General features: G+C 44.5%; 28 protein-coding genes. All 28 read left to right on the plus strand.

The genetic code is table 11. The features are described from left to right. Positions 1-79 precede the first annotated feature (79 nt). Positions 80-1,270 (plus strand): elongation factor Tu, encoded by a 1,191-nt coding sequence (gene tuf / locus BLT29_RS10250; RefSeq protein ID WP_090776232.1) that lies wholly within the window; start codon positions 80-82, stop codon positions 1,268-1,270. Positions 1,271-1,547: 277 nt separating this feature from the next. Further along, on the plus strand, positions 1,548-1,856 hold the full coding sequence (gene rpsJ, locus BLT29_RS10255; protein ID WP_017729599.1) for a 30S ribosomal protein S10: 309 nt from the start codon (positions 1,548-1,550) through the stop codon (positions 1,854-1,856). A 60-nt stretch (positions 1,857-1,916) separates the two neighbouring features. Beyond that, the gene (gene rplC / locus BLT29_RS10260) at positions 1,917-2,537 is read left to right on the plus strand and encodes a 50S ribosomal protein L3 (protein ID WP_090776233.1); all 621 of its coding nucleotides are present in this window, start codon (positions 1,917-1,919) and stop codon (positions 2,535-2,537) included. A 24-nt stretch (positions 2,538-2,561) separates the two neighbouring features. Then, on the plus strand, positions 2,562-3,185 hold the full coding sequence (gene rplD, locus BLT29_RS10265; protein ID WP_090776234.1) for a 50S ribosomal protein L4: 624 nt from the start codon (positions 2,562-2,564) through the stop codon (positions 3,183-3,185). Beyond that, entirely contained in the window at positions 3,185-3,472 is a 288-nt protein-coding gene (gene rplW, locus BLT29_RS10270) for a 50S ribosomal protein L23 (protein ID WP_090776235.1), read from the plus strand. Before rplD ends, rplW begins: the two co-directional genes overlap by 1 nt. 26 nt (positions 3,473-3,498) lie before the next feature. Continuing rightward, entirely contained in the window at positions 3,499-4,329 is an 831-nt protein-coding gene (gene rplB, locus BLT29_RS10275) for a 50S ribosomal protein L2 (RefSeq protein ID WP_090776236.1), read from the plus strand. 60 nt (positions 4,330-4,389) lie between these two features. Further along, positions 4,390-4,665 carry a 30S ribosomal protein S19 gene (gene rpsS / locus BLT29_RS10280; RefSeq protein WP_090776237.1) on the plus strand — a complete coding sequence of 92 codons (276 nt, stop codon included), beginning with the start codon at positions 4,390-4,392 and terminating at the stop codon, positions 4,663-4,665. Between the two features lie 26 nt (positions 4,666-4,691). After that, positions 4,692-5,036 carry a 50S ribosomal protein L22 gene (gene rplV, locus BLT29_RS10285; RefSeq protein WP_090776238.1) on the plus strand — a complete coding sequence of 115 codons (345 nt, stop codon included), beginning with the start codon at positions 4,692-4,694 and terminating at the stop codon, positions 5,034-5,036. A gap of 2 nt (positions 5,037-5,038) precedes the next feature. Then, positions 5,039-5,701, plus strand: coding sequence for a 30S ribosomal protein S3 (gene rpsC / locus BLT29_RS10290; RefSeq protein WP_090776239.1), 663 nt, complete (start codon positions 5,039-5,041; stop codon positions 5,699-5,701). 2 nt (positions 5,702-5,703) lie between these two features. Continuing rightward, positions 5,704-6,141, plus strand: a complete 438-nt coding sequence (gene rplP / locus BLT29_RS10295) for a 50S ribosomal protein L16 (RefSeq protein ID WP_090776240.1) — start codon at positions 5,704-5,706, stop codon at positions 6,139-6,141. Continuing rightward, positions 6,128-6,331 carry a 50S ribosomal protein L29 gene (rpmC, locus tag BLT29_RS10300; protein WP_090776241.1) on the plus strand — a complete coding sequence of 68 codons (204 nt, stop codon included), beginning with the start codon at positions 6,128-6,130 and terminating at the stop codon, positions 6,329-6,331. Before rplP ends, rpmC begins: the two co-directional genes overlap by 14 nt. Positions 6,332-6,345: 14 nt before the next feature. Then, positions 6,346-6,606: a 30S ribosomal protein S17 gene (gene rpsQ / locus BLT29_RS10305; protein WP_090776242.1), complete on the plus strand. Its 261-nt coding sequence runs from the start codon at positions 6,346-6,348 to the stop codon at positions 6,604-6,606. Positions 6,607-6,636: 30 nt separating this feature from the next. Further along, positions 6,637-7,005: a 50S ribosomal protein L14 gene (gene rplN, locus BLT29_RS10310; RefSeq protein WP_090776243.1), complete on the plus strand. Its 369-nt coding sequence runs from the start codon at positions 6,637-6,639 to the stop codon at positions 7,003-7,005. Positions 7,006-7,043: 38 nt separating this feature from the next. Beyond that, entirely contained in the window at positions 7,044-7,355 is a 312-nt protein-coding gene (gene rplX / locus BLT29_RS10315; protein ID WP_090776244.1) for a 50S ribosomal protein L24, read from the plus strand. 28 nt (positions 7,356-7,383) lie between these two features. Then, positions 7,384-7,923 carry a 50S ribosomal protein L5 gene (gene rplE / locus BLT29_RS10320; RefSeq protein WP_090776245.1) on the plus strand — a complete coding sequence of 180 codons (540 nt, stop codon included), beginning with the start codon at positions 7,384-7,386 and terminating at the stop codon, positions 7,921-7,923. A 30-nt stretch (positions 7,924-7,953) separates the two neighbouring features. After that, complete coding sequence (rpsN, locus tag BLT29_RS10325) at positions 7,954-8,139, plus strand: 30S ribosomal protein S14 (protein WP_090776246.1); 186 nt, start codon at positions 7,954-7,956, stop codon at positions 8,137-8,139. 26 nt (positions 8,140-8,165) lie between these two features. Beyond that, on the plus strand, positions 8,166-8,564 hold the full coding sequence (rpsH, locus tag BLT29_RS10330) for a 30S ribosomal protein S8 (protein WP_090776247.1): 399 nt from the start codon (positions 8,166-8,168) through the stop codon (positions 8,562-8,564). 29 nt (positions 8,565-8,593) lie between these two features. Continuing rightward, on the plus strand, positions 8,594-9,130 hold the full coding sequence (gene rplF / locus BLT29_RS10335; protein ID WP_090776248.1) for a 50S ribosomal protein L6: 537 nt from the start codon (positions 8,594-8,596) through the stop codon (positions 9,128-9,130). Between the two features lie 29 nt (positions 9,131-9,159). After that, on the plus strand, positions 9,160-9,522 hold the full coding sequence (gene rplR / locus BLT29_RS10340) for a 50S ribosomal protein L18 (RefSeq protein ID WP_090776249.1): 363 nt from the start codon (positions 9,160-9,162) through the stop codon (positions 9,520-9,522). A gap of 21 nt (positions 9,523-9,543) precedes the next feature. Beyond that, a complete protein-coding gene (gene rpsE, locus BLT29_RS10345) occupies positions 9,544-10,044 on the plus strand; it encodes a 30S ribosomal protein S5 (RefSeq protein ID WP_090776250.1) in 501 nt (166 codons plus the stop codon). 13 nt (positions 10,045-10,057) lie between these two features. Beyond that, positions 10,058-10,246 (plus strand): 50S ribosomal protein L30, encoded by a 189-nt coding sequence (gene rpmD / locus BLT29_RS10350; protein ID WP_090776251.1) that lies wholly within the window; start codon positions 10,058-10,060, stop codon positions 10,244-10,246. Between the two features lie 36 nt (positions 10,247-10,282). Next, on the plus strand, positions 10,283-10,723 hold the full coding sequence (rplO, locus tag BLT29_RS10355; protein WP_090776252.1) for a 50S ribosomal protein L15: 441 nt from the start codon (positions 10,283-10,285) through the stop codon (positions 10,721-10,723). Then, complete coding sequence (secY, locus tag BLT29_RS10360) at positions 10,723-12,036, plus strand: preprotein translocase subunit SecY (RefSeq protein WP_090776253.1); 1,314 nt, start codon at positions 10,723-10,725, stop codon at positions 12,034-12,036. Before rplO ends, secY begins: the two co-directional genes overlap by 1 nt. A gap of 113 nt (positions 12,037-12,149) precedes the next feature. Further along, a complete protein-coding gene (locus BLT29_RS10365) occupies positions 12,150-12,803 on the plus strand; it encodes an adenylate kinase (protein WP_090776254.1) in 654 nt (217 codons plus the stop codon). Then, positions 12,800-13,546: a type I methionyl aminopeptidase gene (gene map / locus BLT29_RS10370; RefSeq protein ID WP_090776255.1), complete on the plus strand. Its 747-nt coding sequence runs from the start codon at positions 12,800-12,802 to the stop codon at positions 13,544-13,546. Before BLT29_RS10365 ends, map begins: the two co-directional genes overlap by 4 nt. A 75-nt stretch (positions 13,547-13,621) precedes the next feature. Then, the gene (gene infA / locus BLT29_RS10375; RefSeq protein WP_010896341.1) at positions 13,622-13,840 is read left to right on the plus strand and encodes a translation initiation factor IF-1; all 219 of its coding nucleotides are present in this window, start codon (positions 13,622-13,624) and stop codon (positions 13,838-13,840) included. 32 nt (positions 13,841-13,872) lie between these two features. Beyond that, positions 13,873-13,986 carry a 50S ribosomal protein L36 gene (rpmJ, locus tag BLT29_RS10380; RefSeq protein WP_090776256.1) on the plus strand — a complete coding sequence of 38 codons (114 nt, stop codon included), beginning with the start codon at positions 13,873-13,875 and terminating at the stop codon, positions 13,984-13,986. Between the two features lie 21 nt (positions 13,987-14,007). Continuing rightward, positions 14,008-14,373 (plus strand): 30S ribosomal protein S13, encoded by a 366-nt coding sequence (rpsM, locus tag BLT29_RS10385; protein ID WP_090776257.1) that lies wholly within the window; start codon positions 14,008-14,010, stop codon positions 14,371-14,373. Positions 14,374-14,386 lie beyond the last annotated feature (13 nt).

Raw genomic sequence — 14,386 nt, forward strand, 5'->3', positions numbered from 1 at the left:
CCCTAGGAGAGGTAAGGGATATATTTATCCCTCTTTCCTATCAATAAATAATGATTGCAATTAAGGGAGGAAATGAAGCATGGCAAAAGAAAAATTTGACCGTTCCAAAACGCATGCCAACATTGGCACAATTGGACACGTTGACCACGGTAAAACAACATTAACAGCTGCAATTGCAACTGTTCTTGCAAAACGTTCAGGTAAAGGGAGCGCTGCTTCTTACGATAGTATTGATAATGCGCCAGAGGAAAAAGAGCGTGGTATTACAATTAATACATCACACGTTGAATATGAAACTGAAGCACGTCACTACGCGCACGTTGACTGCCCAGGACACGCTGACTATGTGAAAAACATGATCACGGGTGCTGCGCAAATGGATGGCGGAATTCTTGTTGTATCTGCAGCAGATGGCCCAATGCCACAAACACGTGAGCACATCTTGCTTTCTCGTAACGTAGGTGTACCGGCGCTTGTTGTATTCTTGAACAAGTGTGATATGGTTGATGATGAAGAGTTACTAGAGCTTGTGGAAATGGAAGTTCGTGATCTTCTATCTGAATATGACTTCCCTGGTGACGATGTTCCGGTTATCCAAGGTTCAGCATTGAAAGCACTCGAAGGTGAAGCAGAGTGGGAAGAGAAAATCGTTGAATTGATGAATGCAGTTGACGAGTATATCGAAACACCAGAGCGTGACAAAGATAAGCCATTCATGATGCCAGTTGAGGATGTATTCTCAATCACAGGTCGTGGTACGGTTGCGACAGGTCGTGTTGAGCGTGGACAATTGAATGTTGGAGACACGGTTGAAATCCTCGGTATTGCAGAAGAGAAGCAATCTACAACAGTAACTGGGGTAGAGATGTTCCGTAAGCTTCTTGACTATGCAGAAGCTGGTGACAACATTGGCGCGCTCTTGCGTGGTGTTGCCCGTGAAGACATCCAACGTGGTCAAGTGCTTGCAAAGCCAGGTACAATTACACCGCACACGAAGTTCAAAGCGGAAGTATACGTACTTTCTAAAGAAGAGGGTGGACGTCATACACCATTCTTCACGAACTATCGTCCACAATTCTATTTCCGTACAACAGACGTAACAGGCGTTGTTCATTTGCCAGAAGGTACGGAAATGGTCATGCCTGGAGACAACACGGAAATGATTGTAGAACTCATTGCACCAATTGCTCTTGAAGAGGGAACACGTTTCTCTATTCGTGAGGGTGGCCGCACAGTTGGTTCTGGTGTTGTGTCAACAATTGAGAAGTAATTGATTTACGGTAAAAAGCGCCCTTGTAGGGTGCTTTTTATTTGATTGCTAGAAAGCTACTACCAGTAAAACTTTTTCCTTTTACCCCTTGCAATCACCCATACATGTCTGTATAATAGTATAAGTGTGCCTGAGATATCATTTTATGTGTTTTAGACATACGTGGCAGCGTTGATGCGAAAGGTTGCTGACACACCCGGACCCTTTGCCATGGGCGGGTGAGGAAATTTTCGCGGAGCATGTCTATTTTAAAAATGGACGATAAAGGAGGGCTATCATGGCAAAGCAAAAGATTCGTATTCGCTTAAAAGCGTATGATCACCGTGTGCTCGATCAATCAGCAGAGAAGATTGTAGAAACAGCAAAACGTTCAGGTGCGAGCGTGTCTGGACCGATTCCACTTCCAACAGAGAAGTCGGTTTATACAATTCTTCGAGCAGTGCATAAGTACAAAGATTCTCGTGAGCAGTTTGAGATGCGTACGCATAAGCGTTTGATCGACATTGTGAACCCAACGCCGCAAACAGTGGATGCGTTAATGCGCTTAGATCTACCATCAGGTGTTGATATCGAAATTAAACTTTGATGTTTGGATAGAAATAGAAAGAATGATATGATATGACAATTATTTTAGGAGGTGTAACGGATGTCCAAAGGAATCTTAGGTAAAAAGATCGGCATGACACAAATTTTTTCTGAAACTGGTGACGTCATTCCAGTAACAGTGATTGAGGCAACACCAAATGTCGTGCTTCAAAAGAAAACAGTTGAATCTGATGGATATGAAGCGATTCAACTTGGGTTTGCAGATGCAAAAAAACCAAACAAACCAGCACAAGGTCACGCGGCGAAAGCTGAAACGGCCCCTAAGCGCTTCGTAAAGGAAATCCGTGGTGCAAACGTTGACGAACATGAGGTAGGGCAAGAAGTCAACGTCGCCATATTTTCAGCGGGAGATATCGTTGATGTGACAGGGACTTCAAAAGGGAAAGGTTTCCAAGGGGCAATTAAGCGCCATAACCAATCTCGTGGACCAATGTCACACGGATCACGTTATCATCGTCGTCCTGGTTCAATGGGGCCGGTCGCGCCGAACCGTGTATTCAAAGGGAAGTTGTTACCGGGTCGCATGGGCGGAGAGCAAGTGACAATGCAAAACCTGGAGATCGTTCGTGTAGACGAAGCACGCAATTTATTGCTCGTTAAAGGGAACGTTCCTGGTGCGAAAAAAAGCTACGTTACGATTCGTAGTGCAGTAAAAGGGTAATTTTTAAGAAAGGAGGCCATTCGAATGCCAAAAGTAGCACTTTATAACCAAACAGGTTCACAAGTAGGAGACGTTGAGCTTGCGGATAGCGTATTTGGGATTACACCAAATCAAAGCGTTCTTCACGACGCGGTTGTTATGCAGCAGTCATCTCTTCGTCAAGGAACACACAAAACAAAAGGACGTTCGGAAGTACGTGGTGGTGGTAGAAAGCCATGGCGTCAAAAAGGGACTGGGCGCGCGCGTCAAGGCTCCATTCGTTCGCCACAATGGGTTGGTGGTGGCGTTGTTTTCGGTCCAACACCACGTAGCTATAGCTTTAAACTCCCTAAAAAAGTACGTCGTCTTGCACTGAAATCGGCACTGTCTGCCAAAGTGGGTGCAAATGAGATGATTGTCCTAGATCAATTACAGTTTGAAACCATTAAAACAAAAGCAATGAAGGATGTTCTTGCAAATCTCTCAGTAGATAAAAAGGCGCTCGTTGTGACAGCTGATTTCAATGAAACAGTGGCAATGTCAGCTCGCAACTTGCCGAATGTAACGTTCGTCACTGCTGCAGGTGTCAATGTTCTTGATTTGCTTAAGCACGACAAGGTCATTATCACAAAAGATGCAGTCGAAAAGGTAGAGGAGGTGCTTGCGTAATGTCAAATGCACGTGATATCATTAAGCGCCCTGTGATTACTGAACGTTCAGCTGGTCAAATGGAAGAAAAGAAGTACACATTCGAAGTGGATGTACGCGCAAATAAAACACAAATCAAAGATGCGATTGAAGAGATTTTTGAGGTGAAAGTTGACCGCGTGAACACAATGAATTACAAAGGGAAATCAAAGCGATTCGGTCGTTACACAGGCTTTACTGCTCGTCGTAAAAAAGCGATCGTCCAGCTTTCTGCTGACAGCAAAGAACTAGACTTCTTTGAAAGCTAATCAATAAGAGAAGGAGGGTATCAAAAATGGCTATTAAAAAGTATAAACCGACCAGTCCCGGACGTCGTAATATGTCAGGATCAGACTTTGCTGAGTTGACAACAGACAAACCGGAAAAGTCGCTTCTTGCGCCGCTTCATAAAAAAGGCGGACGAAACAACCAAGGTCGCTTAACAGTTCGTCATCAAGGTGGCGGTCATAAGCGGCAGTACCGGATCATCGATTTCAAGCGTGACAAAGATGGCATCCCAGGTCGCGTTGCTACGATTGAATATGATCCAAACCGTTCAGCAAACATCGCGCTCATCCATTATGTAGACGGAGAGAAGCGTTATATTTTAGCGCCAAAGGGTCTTACTGTAGGTACAATGATTGAGTCAGGTCCGGAGGCAGACATTAAACCAGGGAATGCACTACCACTTGTAAATATTCCAGTTGGTACAGTCATTCATAATATTGAAATGCGTCCAGGAAAAGGTGGACAACTTGTACGCTCAGCAGGAACTGAAGCGCAAGTGCTCGGTAAAGAAGATAAGTATGTGCTTGTTCGTTTGAACTCAGGGGAAACACGCTACATCTTGGCGACATGCCGTGCGACCATTGGTCAAGTCGGTAATGTTGAACATGAGCTCATCAACATTGGTAAAGCAGGACGTTCACGTCATAAAGGGATTCGCCCAACAGTGCGTGGTTCTGTTATGAACCCGAACGATCACCCACACGGTGGTGGAGAAGGAAAAGCACCAATTGGTCGTCCTTCACCAATGACACCTTGGGGTAAACCAACACTTGGTTTTAAAACACGGAAGAAAAACAAACACTCCGATAAGTACATTGTACGTCGTCGGAAAAAATAACGCGGTTTGGCTACGGTTCTTATATGGAACCGTGGGCGAATCACGAAGGGAGGCACTCTCATGGGTCGTAGCTTGAAAAAAGGACCTTTCGTTGATGGTCATCTAATGAAAAAAGTGGAGAAAGCAACTGAGACAGGCGATAAAAAAGTCATTAAAACATGGTCACGCCGCTCAACAATTTTCCCTGATTTCATTGGTCACACATTTGCTGTCCACGACGGACGCAAGCATGTACCGGTTTATGTTTCTGAAGATATGGTTGGACATAAACTTGGCGAATTTGCTCCTACGCGTACGTACAAAGGGCATGCCGCAGATAAGAAAACAAGACGCTAAGTAAGTAAGGAAGGAGGACCATTCCCATGGAACAAGCAAAAGCTGTAGCGAAACAAGTACGCATTGCGCCTCGTAAAGTCCGTCTTGTCATTGATCTTATTCGCGGTAAACAAGTCGGTGAAGCGATTGCGATTTTGAAGCACACACCAAAAGCTGCTTCTCCAGTCGTTGAAAAACTTTTAAACTCGGCGGTTGCAAATGCAGAGCACAACTATGAAATGGAGCCGAATGGCTTATACATTTCAGAAGTATTTGTGGATGAAGGACCAACGTTGAAACGTTTCCGTCCACGCGCACAAGGCCGTGCGAGCCGGATTAATAAACGCACAAGCCATATTACATTGGTTGTAAAAGAAACGAAGGAGGGATAAGCATGGGTCAAAAAGTGAACCCAATTGGGTTGCGTGTCGGTGTCATTCGTGACTGGGATTCAAAGTGGTACGCAAGCAAAAAAGACTATGCAGATTTGTTGCATGAAGATATTGCAATTCGTGACCACATCGAAAGTCGCTTGAAAGACGCTTCTGTGTCTAAAGTGGAAATCGAACGTGCGGCGAACCGCGTAAACATTACAATCTCAACTGCCAAGCCAGGAATGGTGATCGGAAAAGGCGGTTCAGAAGTGGAAGCATTACGTAAATCATTAAATGATCTTACTGGTAAACGTGTCCACATTAATATTTCCGAAATTAAGCAAGCAGACCTTGATGCAAAGCTTGTTGCAGAAAATATTGCTCGTCAATTAGAAAATCGGATTTCATTCCGTCGTGCAATGAAGCAAGCAATGCAACGGACGATGCGTGCTGGTGCAAAAGGGGTCAAAACACAAGTATCCGGACGTCTTGGTGGCGCTGATATTGCGCGTGCTGAGCATTACAATGAAGGAACGGTTCCACTTCACACACTGCGTGCTGATATCGACTACGGTACAGCGGAAGCAGATACAACATACGGTAAGATTGGTGTTAAAATCTGGATTTACCGTGGTGAAGTCCTTCCAACGAAAGGAACGAACAAAGAGGAAGGAGGCAACTAATCATGTTATTACCTAAACGTGTGAAATATCGTCGTGAACATCGTGGGAAAATGCGTGGACGTGCCAAAGGCGGTACAGATGTACATTTTGGTGAGTTTGGTTTACAAGCGCTTGAAGCATCTTGGATTACAAACCGTCAAATTGAAGCAGCGCGTATTGCAATGACACGTTACATGAAACGTGGCGGGAAAGTTTGGATCAAAATCTTCCCATCTAAGCCGTACACGGCAAAGCCACTTGAAGTTCGAATGGGTTCTGGTAAAGGGGCACCTGAAGGTTGGGTTGCTGTTGTGAAGCCTGGTAAGATCATGTTTGAAATTGCGGGTGTGCCTGAAGAAGTTGCCCGTGAAGCGTTACGTCTTGCCTCTCACAAATTACCGATCAAATGTAAATTTGTAAAACGTGAAGAAGTGGGTGGTGACTCAAATGAAAGCAACTGATATCCGCAACTTAACCACTGCTGAAATCGAACAAAAAACAGAAGCGCTGAAAGAAGAGCTGTTTAACTTACGCTTTCAATTAGCAACAGGACAACTTGACAACCCAATTCGCATCCGTGAAGTCCGTAAAGCAATTGCGCGTGCGAAAACGGTTTTGCGTGAACGTGAGCTCGGAATTAATAACGGCTAAAGGAGGTTTGTTACATGGAACGCAATCAGCGTAAAGTTTACCAAGGGCGTGTCGTATCTGATAAAATGGAGAAGACAATTACAGTTCTTGTTGAGACATACAAAAAAGACCGTCTCTATGGTAAACGTGTGAAGTACTCTAAGAAATTTAAAGCACATGATGAAGAAAACAAAGCAAAAGTTGGCGATATCGTTCGGATTATGGAGACACGCCCACTTTCTAAGGATAAACGTTTTCGTCTAGTCGAGATCGTTGAAGAAGCGATCATTATCTAAAGGTAAGCTGTTAGAAGGGAGGAAAGCGAAATGATTCAACAAGAGAGTCGCTTGAAAGTAGCTGATAACTCTGGTGCACGTGAAGTACTTTGTATTAAAGTGCTAGGAGGTTCAGGCCGTAAGACAGCGAACATTGGTGATGTCATTGTTTGTTCCGTCAAGCAAGCAACACCAGGTGGCGTTGTTAAGAAAGGCGAAGTTGTACGTGCGGTGATCGTTCGTTCTAAGAGCGGTGTGCGTCGTAACGATGGTTCATATATTAAGTTTGATGAAAATGCAGCAGTCATTGTTCGTGACGATAAGAGCCCACGAGGCACACGGATTTTTGGCCCAGTTGCGCGCGAACTTCGCGACAATCAGTTTATGAAAATTGTTTCCCTTGCTCCAGAAGTACTGTAAGGTAGAAACAGCATTAAGCATCAAGGAGGTGCAACATTATGCATGTCAAAAAGGGTGATAACGTCGTTGTCATTGCTGGTAAAGACAAAGGGAAGCAAGGGGAAATCCTTGCAGCATATCCAAAGAAAAGCCGCGTGCTCGTTAAAGGTGTCAATCTCGTAAAGAAACATGCGAAACCGTCACAAGAGAACCCACAAGGTGGGATTATCGAGCAAGAAGCTGCGATCCATTCTTCCAATGTCATGTTAATTGATCCGAAGACTGGTGAGCGCACACGTATTGGCTATGAAGAAGTGAATGGCAAAAAAGTACGGGTTGCAAAAAAATCTGGCGAAGCGATTGATAAATAGTCAGTAGTGTGAAAGGAGGATCACGGAAATGAACCGTTTGAAAGAGAAATACACAAAAGAAATTGTTCCCGCCTTAACGGAAAAGTTCAATTATACATCGGTCATGGCTGTTCCAAAGATCGAAAAGATCGTTGTGAATATGGGTGTAGGTGAAGCTGTTCAAAACGCAAAAGTGTTAGATAAGGCAGTGGAAGAATTGCAAGCAATTACTGGACAAAAGCCAGTCATCACAAAAGCAAAGAAATCCATCGCTGGTTTTAAGCTACGTGAAGGCATGCCGATTGGTGCAAAAGTCACGTTACGTGGTGAGCGGATGTATGACTTTTTAGATAAACTAGTGTCAGTTTCTTTACCACGTGTACGTGATTTCCGCGGTATATCAAAGAAAGCCTTTGACGGGCGTGGAAACTATACACTCGGTGTGAAAGAGCAATTGATTTTCCCAGAGATTGATTACGATAAAGTCGATAAAGTACGTGGTATGGATATCGTCATCGTGACGACAGCGGCAACAGATGAGGAAGCGCGTGAGTTGCTTACTCAAGTAGGCATGCCGTTCCAGAAATAATCTCTTACTAAAAGAAGAGGAGGGATGACGTTGGCGAAGAAATCAATGATTGCAAAGCAAAAGCGTACGCCGAAGTACAAAGTGCAGGAATATACACGCTGTGAGCGTTGTGGTCGTCCTCATTCAGTGATACGCAAATTCAAACTTTGTCGTATTTGCTTTAGAGAACTTGCCTATAAAGGGCAGATTCCTGGCGTGAAAAAAGCAAGCTGGTAATACGACTCGGAAGGAGGTAAATAACAATGGTCATGACTGATCCAATTGCAGATATGTTAACACGTATTCGTAACGCGAACCTTGTTCGCCATGAAAAGCTTGAGTTACCTGCTTCTACGGTGAAAAAGGAAATTGCTGAGATTTTGAAACAAGAGGGTTTCATCCGTGATTACGAGTATGTTGCAGATAATAAACAAGGTGTCATTCGCATCTTCTTAAAGTACGGTGTGAAAAATGAACGTGTCATTACAGGCTTGAAGCGTATTAGTAAGCCAGGCTTGCGTGTATATGCAAAAGCAAATGAGCTGCCACGTGTGCTAGGTGGACTTGGTGTTGCACTTGTTTCAACATCAAAAGGAATTTTAACGGACAAGGAAGCGCGTAACCAACAAATTGGTGGCGAAGTACTTGCTTACGTTTGGTAATAAGTTTGCATGAATGGAGGTGGACATGAATGTCTCGTGTAGGGAAAAAGCCAGTCATTATTCCTGAAGGTGTAACGGTCACGTTAGAAGGAAATCATTTCACTGCGAAAGGACCTAAAGGTGAATTAAGCCGTGAATTGCATCCAGCAATTAAAGTAGTGATTGAAGGGAACGAAATGACATTTGAGCGTCCTTCAGATCATAAGGAGCATCGCTCACTTCACGGTACGATGCGTGCGCTTGTCAATAACATGGTTGAAGGTGTGACAAAAGGATTTGAACGTGCCCTTGAACTAAATGGTGTCGGTTATCGTGCATCTAAATCTGGTCAAAAACTAGTCTTAAATGTTGGCTACTCTCATCCTGTGGAGATCACACCAGAAGACGGTTTAGAGATTGACGTACCGTCAAATACAAAGGTTGTTGTAAAAGGAATTGATAAAGAACGTGTCGGTGCGCTCGCTTCAAATATCCGCGCTGTACGCAAGCCAGAGCCTTACAAAGGTAAAGGAATTCGTTATGAAGGCGAATATGTGCGTCGTAAAGAAGGAAAAACTGGAAAATAATTCGTTTTGAAGGAAAGGAATGACGTCTCATGATTACGAAGCCTAATCGAAATGCAGGCCGTAAGAAAAGACATGCGCACGTACGCCGCACATTAAGCGGTACGGCTGAACGTCCACGTCTTAACGTATTCCGTTCTTCTAAGCACATTTACGCGCAATTGATTGATGACGTGAATGGTGTCACTTTAGCGCAAGCGTCTACGCTTGATACAGAGCTAAAGCTAGAGAACGGCGGCAATAAAGAAGCGGCTCGCAAAGTCGGCGAGTTGGTTGCAAAACGCGCGATGGACAATGGTCACGAAGTCGTTGTCTTTGATCGTGGTGGCTATTTATACCACGGCCGTGTTGCGGAATTAGCAGATGCTGCTCGTGCAGCAGGACTTAAATTTTAACAACGAAGGAGGGAAACTTTTATGCGTTCTATCGATCCAAACACATTGGAACTTGAAGAAAAAGTGGTTGCCATTAACCGGGTTGCAAAGGTCGTTAAAGGGGGGCGCCGCTTCCGTTTCGCTGCACTCGTTGTTGTAGGGGATAAAAACGGACACGTTGGTTTCGGAATGGGCAAAGCCCAAGAAGTGCCAGAAGCGATTCGTAAAGCAGTAGAAGATGCAAAAAAGAACTTGATCACAGTGCCGATTGTGAATACGACAATCCCGCATGAAACGGTTGGTCATTTCGGTGCTGGTCGCGTATTACTTAAGCCAGCTTCTGAAGGTACGGGTGTTATTGCTGGTGGACCAGTGCGTGCAGTACTTGATCTTGCTGGTGTGGGTGATATTCTTTCAAAATCACTTGGTTCAAATAACCCAATTAATATGGTTCGCGCGACGATTGCTGGCTTGACAAGTATGAAGCGAGCAGAAGAAGTAGCGAAACTACGTGGTAAATCCGTAGAAGAACTGTTAGGATAAGGGAGGGATTATGATGGCGAAGAAATTAGAAATCACCCTTACACGTAGTTTGATTGGTCGTCCGAGCGATCAGCGCGTGACAGTGAATACACTCGGTTTGCGCAAGATGCACCAAACCGTTATACAAGATGATAACGCAGCGATTCGTGGCATGGTGAACAAAGTAAATCACCTTGTAACAGTCAACGAGTTGGATGCGTAAATAGAGATTTTAAAGTAACGAGGAGGTGTAGGAAGCATGAAACTTCACGAGTTAAAACCAGCAGAAGGTTCACGTAAAGTCCGCAAGCGTGTAGGGCGCGGAATTGGTTCTGGTAACGGTAAAACTTCCGGTAAGGGACATAAAGGTCAAAATGCCCGTTCAGGTGGTGGCGTTCGTCCAGGGTTCGAAGGTGGACAAAACCCACTTTACCGTCGTTTACCAAAACGTGGTTTCACAAATATTCATCGTAAAGAGTATACCGTCGTAAACGTCGATACGTTGAATCGTTTTGAAGCAGGTACAGTCGTATCACCGGAACTTTTGGTTGAAACGAAGGTTGTTAAAAACGTGAAACACGGCATTAAAATTCTTGGTAATGGAAGTTTAGACAAGAACTTAACTGTCAAAGCACACAAGTTCTCTGCCTCTGCAGTCAAAGCAATTGAAGCAGCTGGCGGAACAACAGAGGTGGTTTAATGTTCAAGGCGATCTCCAACATCTTCCGTGTAAAAGATTTACGTCGCAAAATCATCTTTACGCTTATGATGCTTGTCGTGTTTCGAATTGGGTCATTTATTCCAGTCCCAGGCACCAATAGTGCTGCGTTAGACGAAATGTTTAAAGGAGCCACAGCGTTTGGCTTTCTTGACTCATTTGGCGGGGGTGCCTTGAGTAACTTCTCGATTTTCGCGATGGGGATCATGCCTTATATCACAGCATCGATCGTCGTTCAGTTATTACAACTGGATGTTGTACCGAAGTTTGCGGAATGGGCAAAGCAAGGTGAAGCTGGCCGGAAAAAGCTCACACAGGTCACACGATATGGAACGATCGTTTTAGGTTTTATTCAAGCAATTGCGATGTCTATCGGATTTAATACGATGTCGTCGGCTAACTCGACGGGAGAACCACTTTTGTTAAACACAAATGTCACGACGTTCTTGACAATTGCGCTTGTTTTAACAGCTGGGACTGCATTTCTCATGTGGTTAGGTGAGCAAATTACTGCGTATGGTGTCGGCAATGGGATTTCTTTGCTCATTTTTGCAGGGATTGCAGCTGGCGTACCGGGTATGTTGAAGCAGCTATACGTATCGCAACTTGAAGGCGCTGGTGATCAATTGTTCTTGCGTGTCGTCACCGTCGCGTTATTGGCGCTGGTCGTATTGCTCATTATCATCGGGGTCATTTATGTGCAGCAGGCATTACGGAAAATTCCGGTGCAATATGCGAAGCGAGTGGCTAACCGACAAACGATGGGCGGTCAATCGACGCATTTACCGATTAAAGTAAATGCAGCCGGCGTGATTCCAGTCATCTTTGCTTCAGCGCTATTTTACTTTCCATCAACGATTGCATCGTTTGTGGGGCAAGAAAATGATATTGCAAAGTGGATCATAGCCAATTTTGAGCCAGGTAAATGGATTGGCGGTACTGTGTTTGTTGCACTCATCATCGCTTTCACGTATTTCTATACATTTGTGCAAGTGAATCCGGAAAAAATGGCAGAGAACTTACAAAAGCAAGGTGGATACATTCCTGGCATTCGTCCTGGTCAAGCGACACAAACTTTTATAACGAAAATTTTATACCGACTCACGTTTGTAGGTGCGTTGTTCCTTGCGACAATTGCTACAATCCCAGTCGTGTTTATTGCCGTAATGAATTTGCCTTCTGCAGTTCAAATTGGCGGGACTGGATTGTTAATCATTGTTGGTGTAGCATTAGATACAATGAAACAAATTGAGGGACAGCTTATTAAACGGTCGTATAAAGGCTTTATGAAGTAAAACGTTACAGGTACTTTTCTGAAAGTCAGAAGTCATGTCTTAGAATGTTGCATGAGTGATGCCGCAAACCTGGCTTCTGGCGACTGTGATCTGTACTCTGGAAGGGGATGTCAATGAATTTAATACTCATGGGCTTGCCAGGTGCTGGAAAAGGGACACAGGCAGAGCAAATTACTGCACGTCACGGAATCCCGCATATTTCTACGGGCGATATGTTTCGGACGGCGATTAAAAATGAAACGGAGCTTGGTTTAAAAGCGCAATCGTACATGAATGCAGGTGAGCTCGTTCCAGATGAAGTAACAATAGGGATTGTGCGTGAACGACTCATGCAAGCTGATTGTACGGACGGATTTCTGCTAGATGGATTTCCGCGTACAACGCGACAAGCTGAGGCACTTGAGGAACTACTTGAGAAGATTGGGCGTACGCTTGACTACGTCATTAACATTGATGTGCCAGAGAAAGTGTTAATCGAGCGTTTGTCAGGACGTTGGGTTTCACCGACATCAGGCAAAGCGTATCACCTCACGTATAACCCACCGAAAGTACCGGGTAAATGCGATATTGACGGTAGTGACTTAATTCAACGAGACGATGACAAACCGGAAACGGTCAAGAAACGTCTTGAAGTGAATAAAAAACAAACGCAGCCTTTGATTGATTTCTACACTGCGAAAGGCTATCTGAAAAACATCGATGGTGATCAGGACATTGAGGCAGTCTCTCGCGATATTGAAGCACTCTTTTTGGAGCAGCGTTCATGATTGTGATTAAGACAGCACGTGAGCTTGAAATTATGCGTGAAGCAGGACGTATTGTTGCTTTGACGCATGCACATCTCAAGCCACACATTCATCCTGGGATGACAACCGGTGAGTTAGATGCAATGGCCGAAGCGTTTATTCGTTCGCACGATGCGGTACCTTCTTTTCTAGGATACGGTGGTTTTACAGGCAGCGTTTGTGCGTCAGTCAATGAAGAGTTGGTGCATGGCATTCCTGGACGTCGCGTGCTAAAGGATGGCGATGTTATTAGCCTGGATATTGGTGCTTGTTACCGCGGCTATCATGGAGACTCAGCATGGACATATGCTGTCGGTGAAATTCGTGAAGAAGACAAACGATTGCTCCTAGCGACAGAAGAAGCGCTGTTTAAAGGACTTGAACAAGCGCGACCGGACAATCGTCTTTCTGACATTTCACATGCGATCCAATCGTATGTTGAGCCACTTGGTTACTCGGTTGTGAGAGAGTATGTAGGACATGGGGTTGGGCAAAACTTGCATGAAGACCCACAAATTCCTCACTATGGACCACCAGGGAAAGGCCCCGTCTTAAAGCCTGGCATGGTGTTAGCAATTGAGCCAATGATTAATGCAGGCAGTCGCTATGTGAAAACACTTGCGGATCAGTGGACCGTTGTGACTGTAGATGGAAAAAACTGTGCTCACTTTGAGCATACGATTGCGATCACAGAGACAGGATATGAAATCTTGACGCAGCGATGAGTAAACAGTCTCAAATAAGCTTCGAAGAGACCTTTAGGTTTGCTAGCATCTTACTCGAAGGGAGGATACCCATTCATGGCAAAAGAAGATGTGATTGAAGTGGAAGGAACCGTCATTGAACCATTGCCAAACGCAATGTTTCGGGTTGAGCTTGAAAACGGTCATAAAATTCTGGCGCATGTATCTGGAAAAATTCGCATGCACTTTATCCGGATTTTACCGGGTGATAAAGTGACGGTCGAACTTTCTCCTTATGACTTGACGCGCGGACGAATTACGTACCGTTATAAATAAATCCACACTCCGTATATGAGGAGGTTTGTACTATGAAGGTAAGACCATCTGTGAAAAAGATTTGTGATAAATGCAAGGTGATTCGTCGCAATGGTCATGTTATGGTCATTTGTGATAACCCAAAGCATAAACAAAAACAAGGCTAATAATTAAAGGAGGTGCTATGTATGGCACGTGTTGCAGGTGTGGATATTCCGCGTGATAAGCGCGTCATTATTTCACTCACATACGTATATGGAATTGGCAAATCGACAGCAGCGCAAATTCTTGATCAAGCTGGCGTTGATCAAAGCACGCGCGTTCGAGATTTAACAGAGCAAGAGCTAGGACGTATTCGTGAAGCGATTGAAGCACATAAAGTAGAAGGTGATCTTCGTCGGGAAACGTCTTTAAACATTAAGCGTTTGATTGAGATTGGTTGTTATCGTGGGATTCGCCATCGTCGCGGCTTACCGGTTCGTGGTCAAAATTCTAAAAACAATGCGCGTACGCGGAAGGGTCCTAAGCGGACAATCGCGAATAAGAAAAAATAGTAAGGGAGGTTTG

This window comes from Shouchella lonarensis (genome assembly GCF_900096965.1).
GTDB classification, from domain to species: domain Bacteria; phylum Bacillota; class Bacilli; order Bacillales; family Bacillaceae_D; genus Shouchella; species Shouchella lonarensis.

Coding starts and splice junctions, on each gene's coding strand:
- map (WP_090776255.1), top strand. CDS start 12,800: ATGATTGTGATTAAGACAGCACGTGAGCTTGAAATTATGCGTGAAGCA.
- rpmC (WP_090776241.1), top strand. CDS start 6,128: ATGAAAGCAACTGATATCCGCAACTTAACCACTGCTGAAATCGAACAA.
- rplE (WP_090776245.1), top strand. CDS start 7,384: ATGAACCGTTTGAAAGAGAAATACACAAAAGAAATTGTTCCCGCCTTA.
- rpsS (WP_090776237.1), top strand. CDS start 4,390: ATGGGTCGTAGCTTGAAAAAAGGACCTTTCGTTGATGGTCATCTAATG.
- rplR (WP_090776249.1), top strand. CDS start 9,160: ATGATTACGAAGCCTAATCGAAATGCAGGCCGTAAGAAAAGACATGCG.
- rpmD (WP_090776251.1), top strand. CDS start 10,058: ATGGCGAAGAAATTAGAAATCACCCTTACACGTAGTTTGATTGGTCGT.
- rpmJ (WP_090776256.1), top strand. CDS start 13,873: ATGAAGGTAAGACCATCTGTGAAAAAGATTTGTGATAAATGCAAGGTG.
- rplX (WP_090776244.1), top strand. CDS start 7,044: ATGCATGTCAAAAAGGGTGATAACGTCGTTGTCATTGCTGGTAAAGAC.
- infA (WP_010896341.1), top strand. CDS start 13,622: ATGGCAAAAGAAGATGTGATTGAAGTGGAAGGAACCGTCATTGAACCA.
- rpsE (WP_090776250.1), top strand. CDS start 9,544: ATGCGTTCTATCGATCCAAACACATTGGAACTTGAAGAAAAAGTGGTT.
- rplV (WP_090776238.1), top strand. CDS start 4,692: ATGGAACAAGCAAAAGCTGTAGCGAAACAAGTACGCATTGCGCCTCGT.
- rpsJ (WP_017729599.1), top strand. CDS start 1,548: ATGGCAAAGCAAAAGATTCGTATTCGCTTAAAAGCGTATGATCACCGT.
- rpsQ (WP_090776242.1), top strand. CDS start 6,346: ATGGAACGCAATCAGCGTAAAGTTTACCAAGGGCGTGTCGTATCTGAT.
- rplN (WP_090776243.1), top strand. CDS start 6,637: ATGATTCAACAAGAGAGTCGCTTGAAAGTAGCTGATAACTCTGGTGCA.
- rpsC (WP_090776239.1), top strand. CDS start 5,039: ATGGGTCAAAAAGTGAACCCAATTGGGTTGCGTGTCGGTGTCATTCGT.
- secY (WP_090776253.1), top strand. CDS start 10,723: ATGTTCAAGGCGATCTCCAACATCTTCCGTGTAAAAGATTTACGTCGC.
- rplB (WP_090776236.1), top strand. CDS start 3,499: ATGGCTATTAAAAAGTATAAACCGACCAGTCCCGGACGTCGTAATATG.
- rplO (WP_090776252.1), top strand. CDS start 10,283: ATGAAACTTCACGAGTTAAAACCAGCAGAAGGTTCACGTAAAGTCCGC.
- rplC (WP_090776233.1), top strand. CDS start 1,917: ATGTCCAAAGGAATCTTAGGTAAAAAGATCGGCATGACACAAATTTTT.
- rplW (WP_090776235.1), top strand. CDS start 3,185: ATGTCAAATGCACGTGATATCATTAAGCGCCCTGTGATTACTGAACGT.
- rpsM (WP_090776257.1), top strand. CDS start 14,008: ATGGCACGTGTTGCAGGTGTGGATATTCCGCGTGATAAGCGCGTCATT.
- rpsH (WP_090776247.1), top strand. CDS start 8,166: ATGGTCATGACTGATCCAATTGCAGATATGTTAACACGTATTCGTAAC.
- rplD (WP_090776234.1), top strand. CDS start 2,562: ATGCCAAAAGTAGCACTTTATAACCAAACAGGTTCACAAGTAGGAGAC.
- BLT29_RS10365 (WP_090776254.1), top strand. CDS start 12,150: ATGAATTTAATACTCATGGGCTTGCCAGGTGCTGGAAAAGGGACACAG.
- tuf (WP_090776232.1), top strand. CDS start 80: ATGGCAAAAGAAAAATTTGACCGTTCCAAAACGCATGCCAACATTGGC.
- rplF (WP_090776248.1), top strand. CDS start 8,594: ATGTCTCGTGTAGGGAAAAAGCCAGTCATTATTCCTGAAGGTGTAACG.
- rplP (WP_090776240.1), top strand. CDS start 5,704: ATGTTATTACCTAAACGTGTGAAATATCGTCGTGAACATCGTGGGAAA.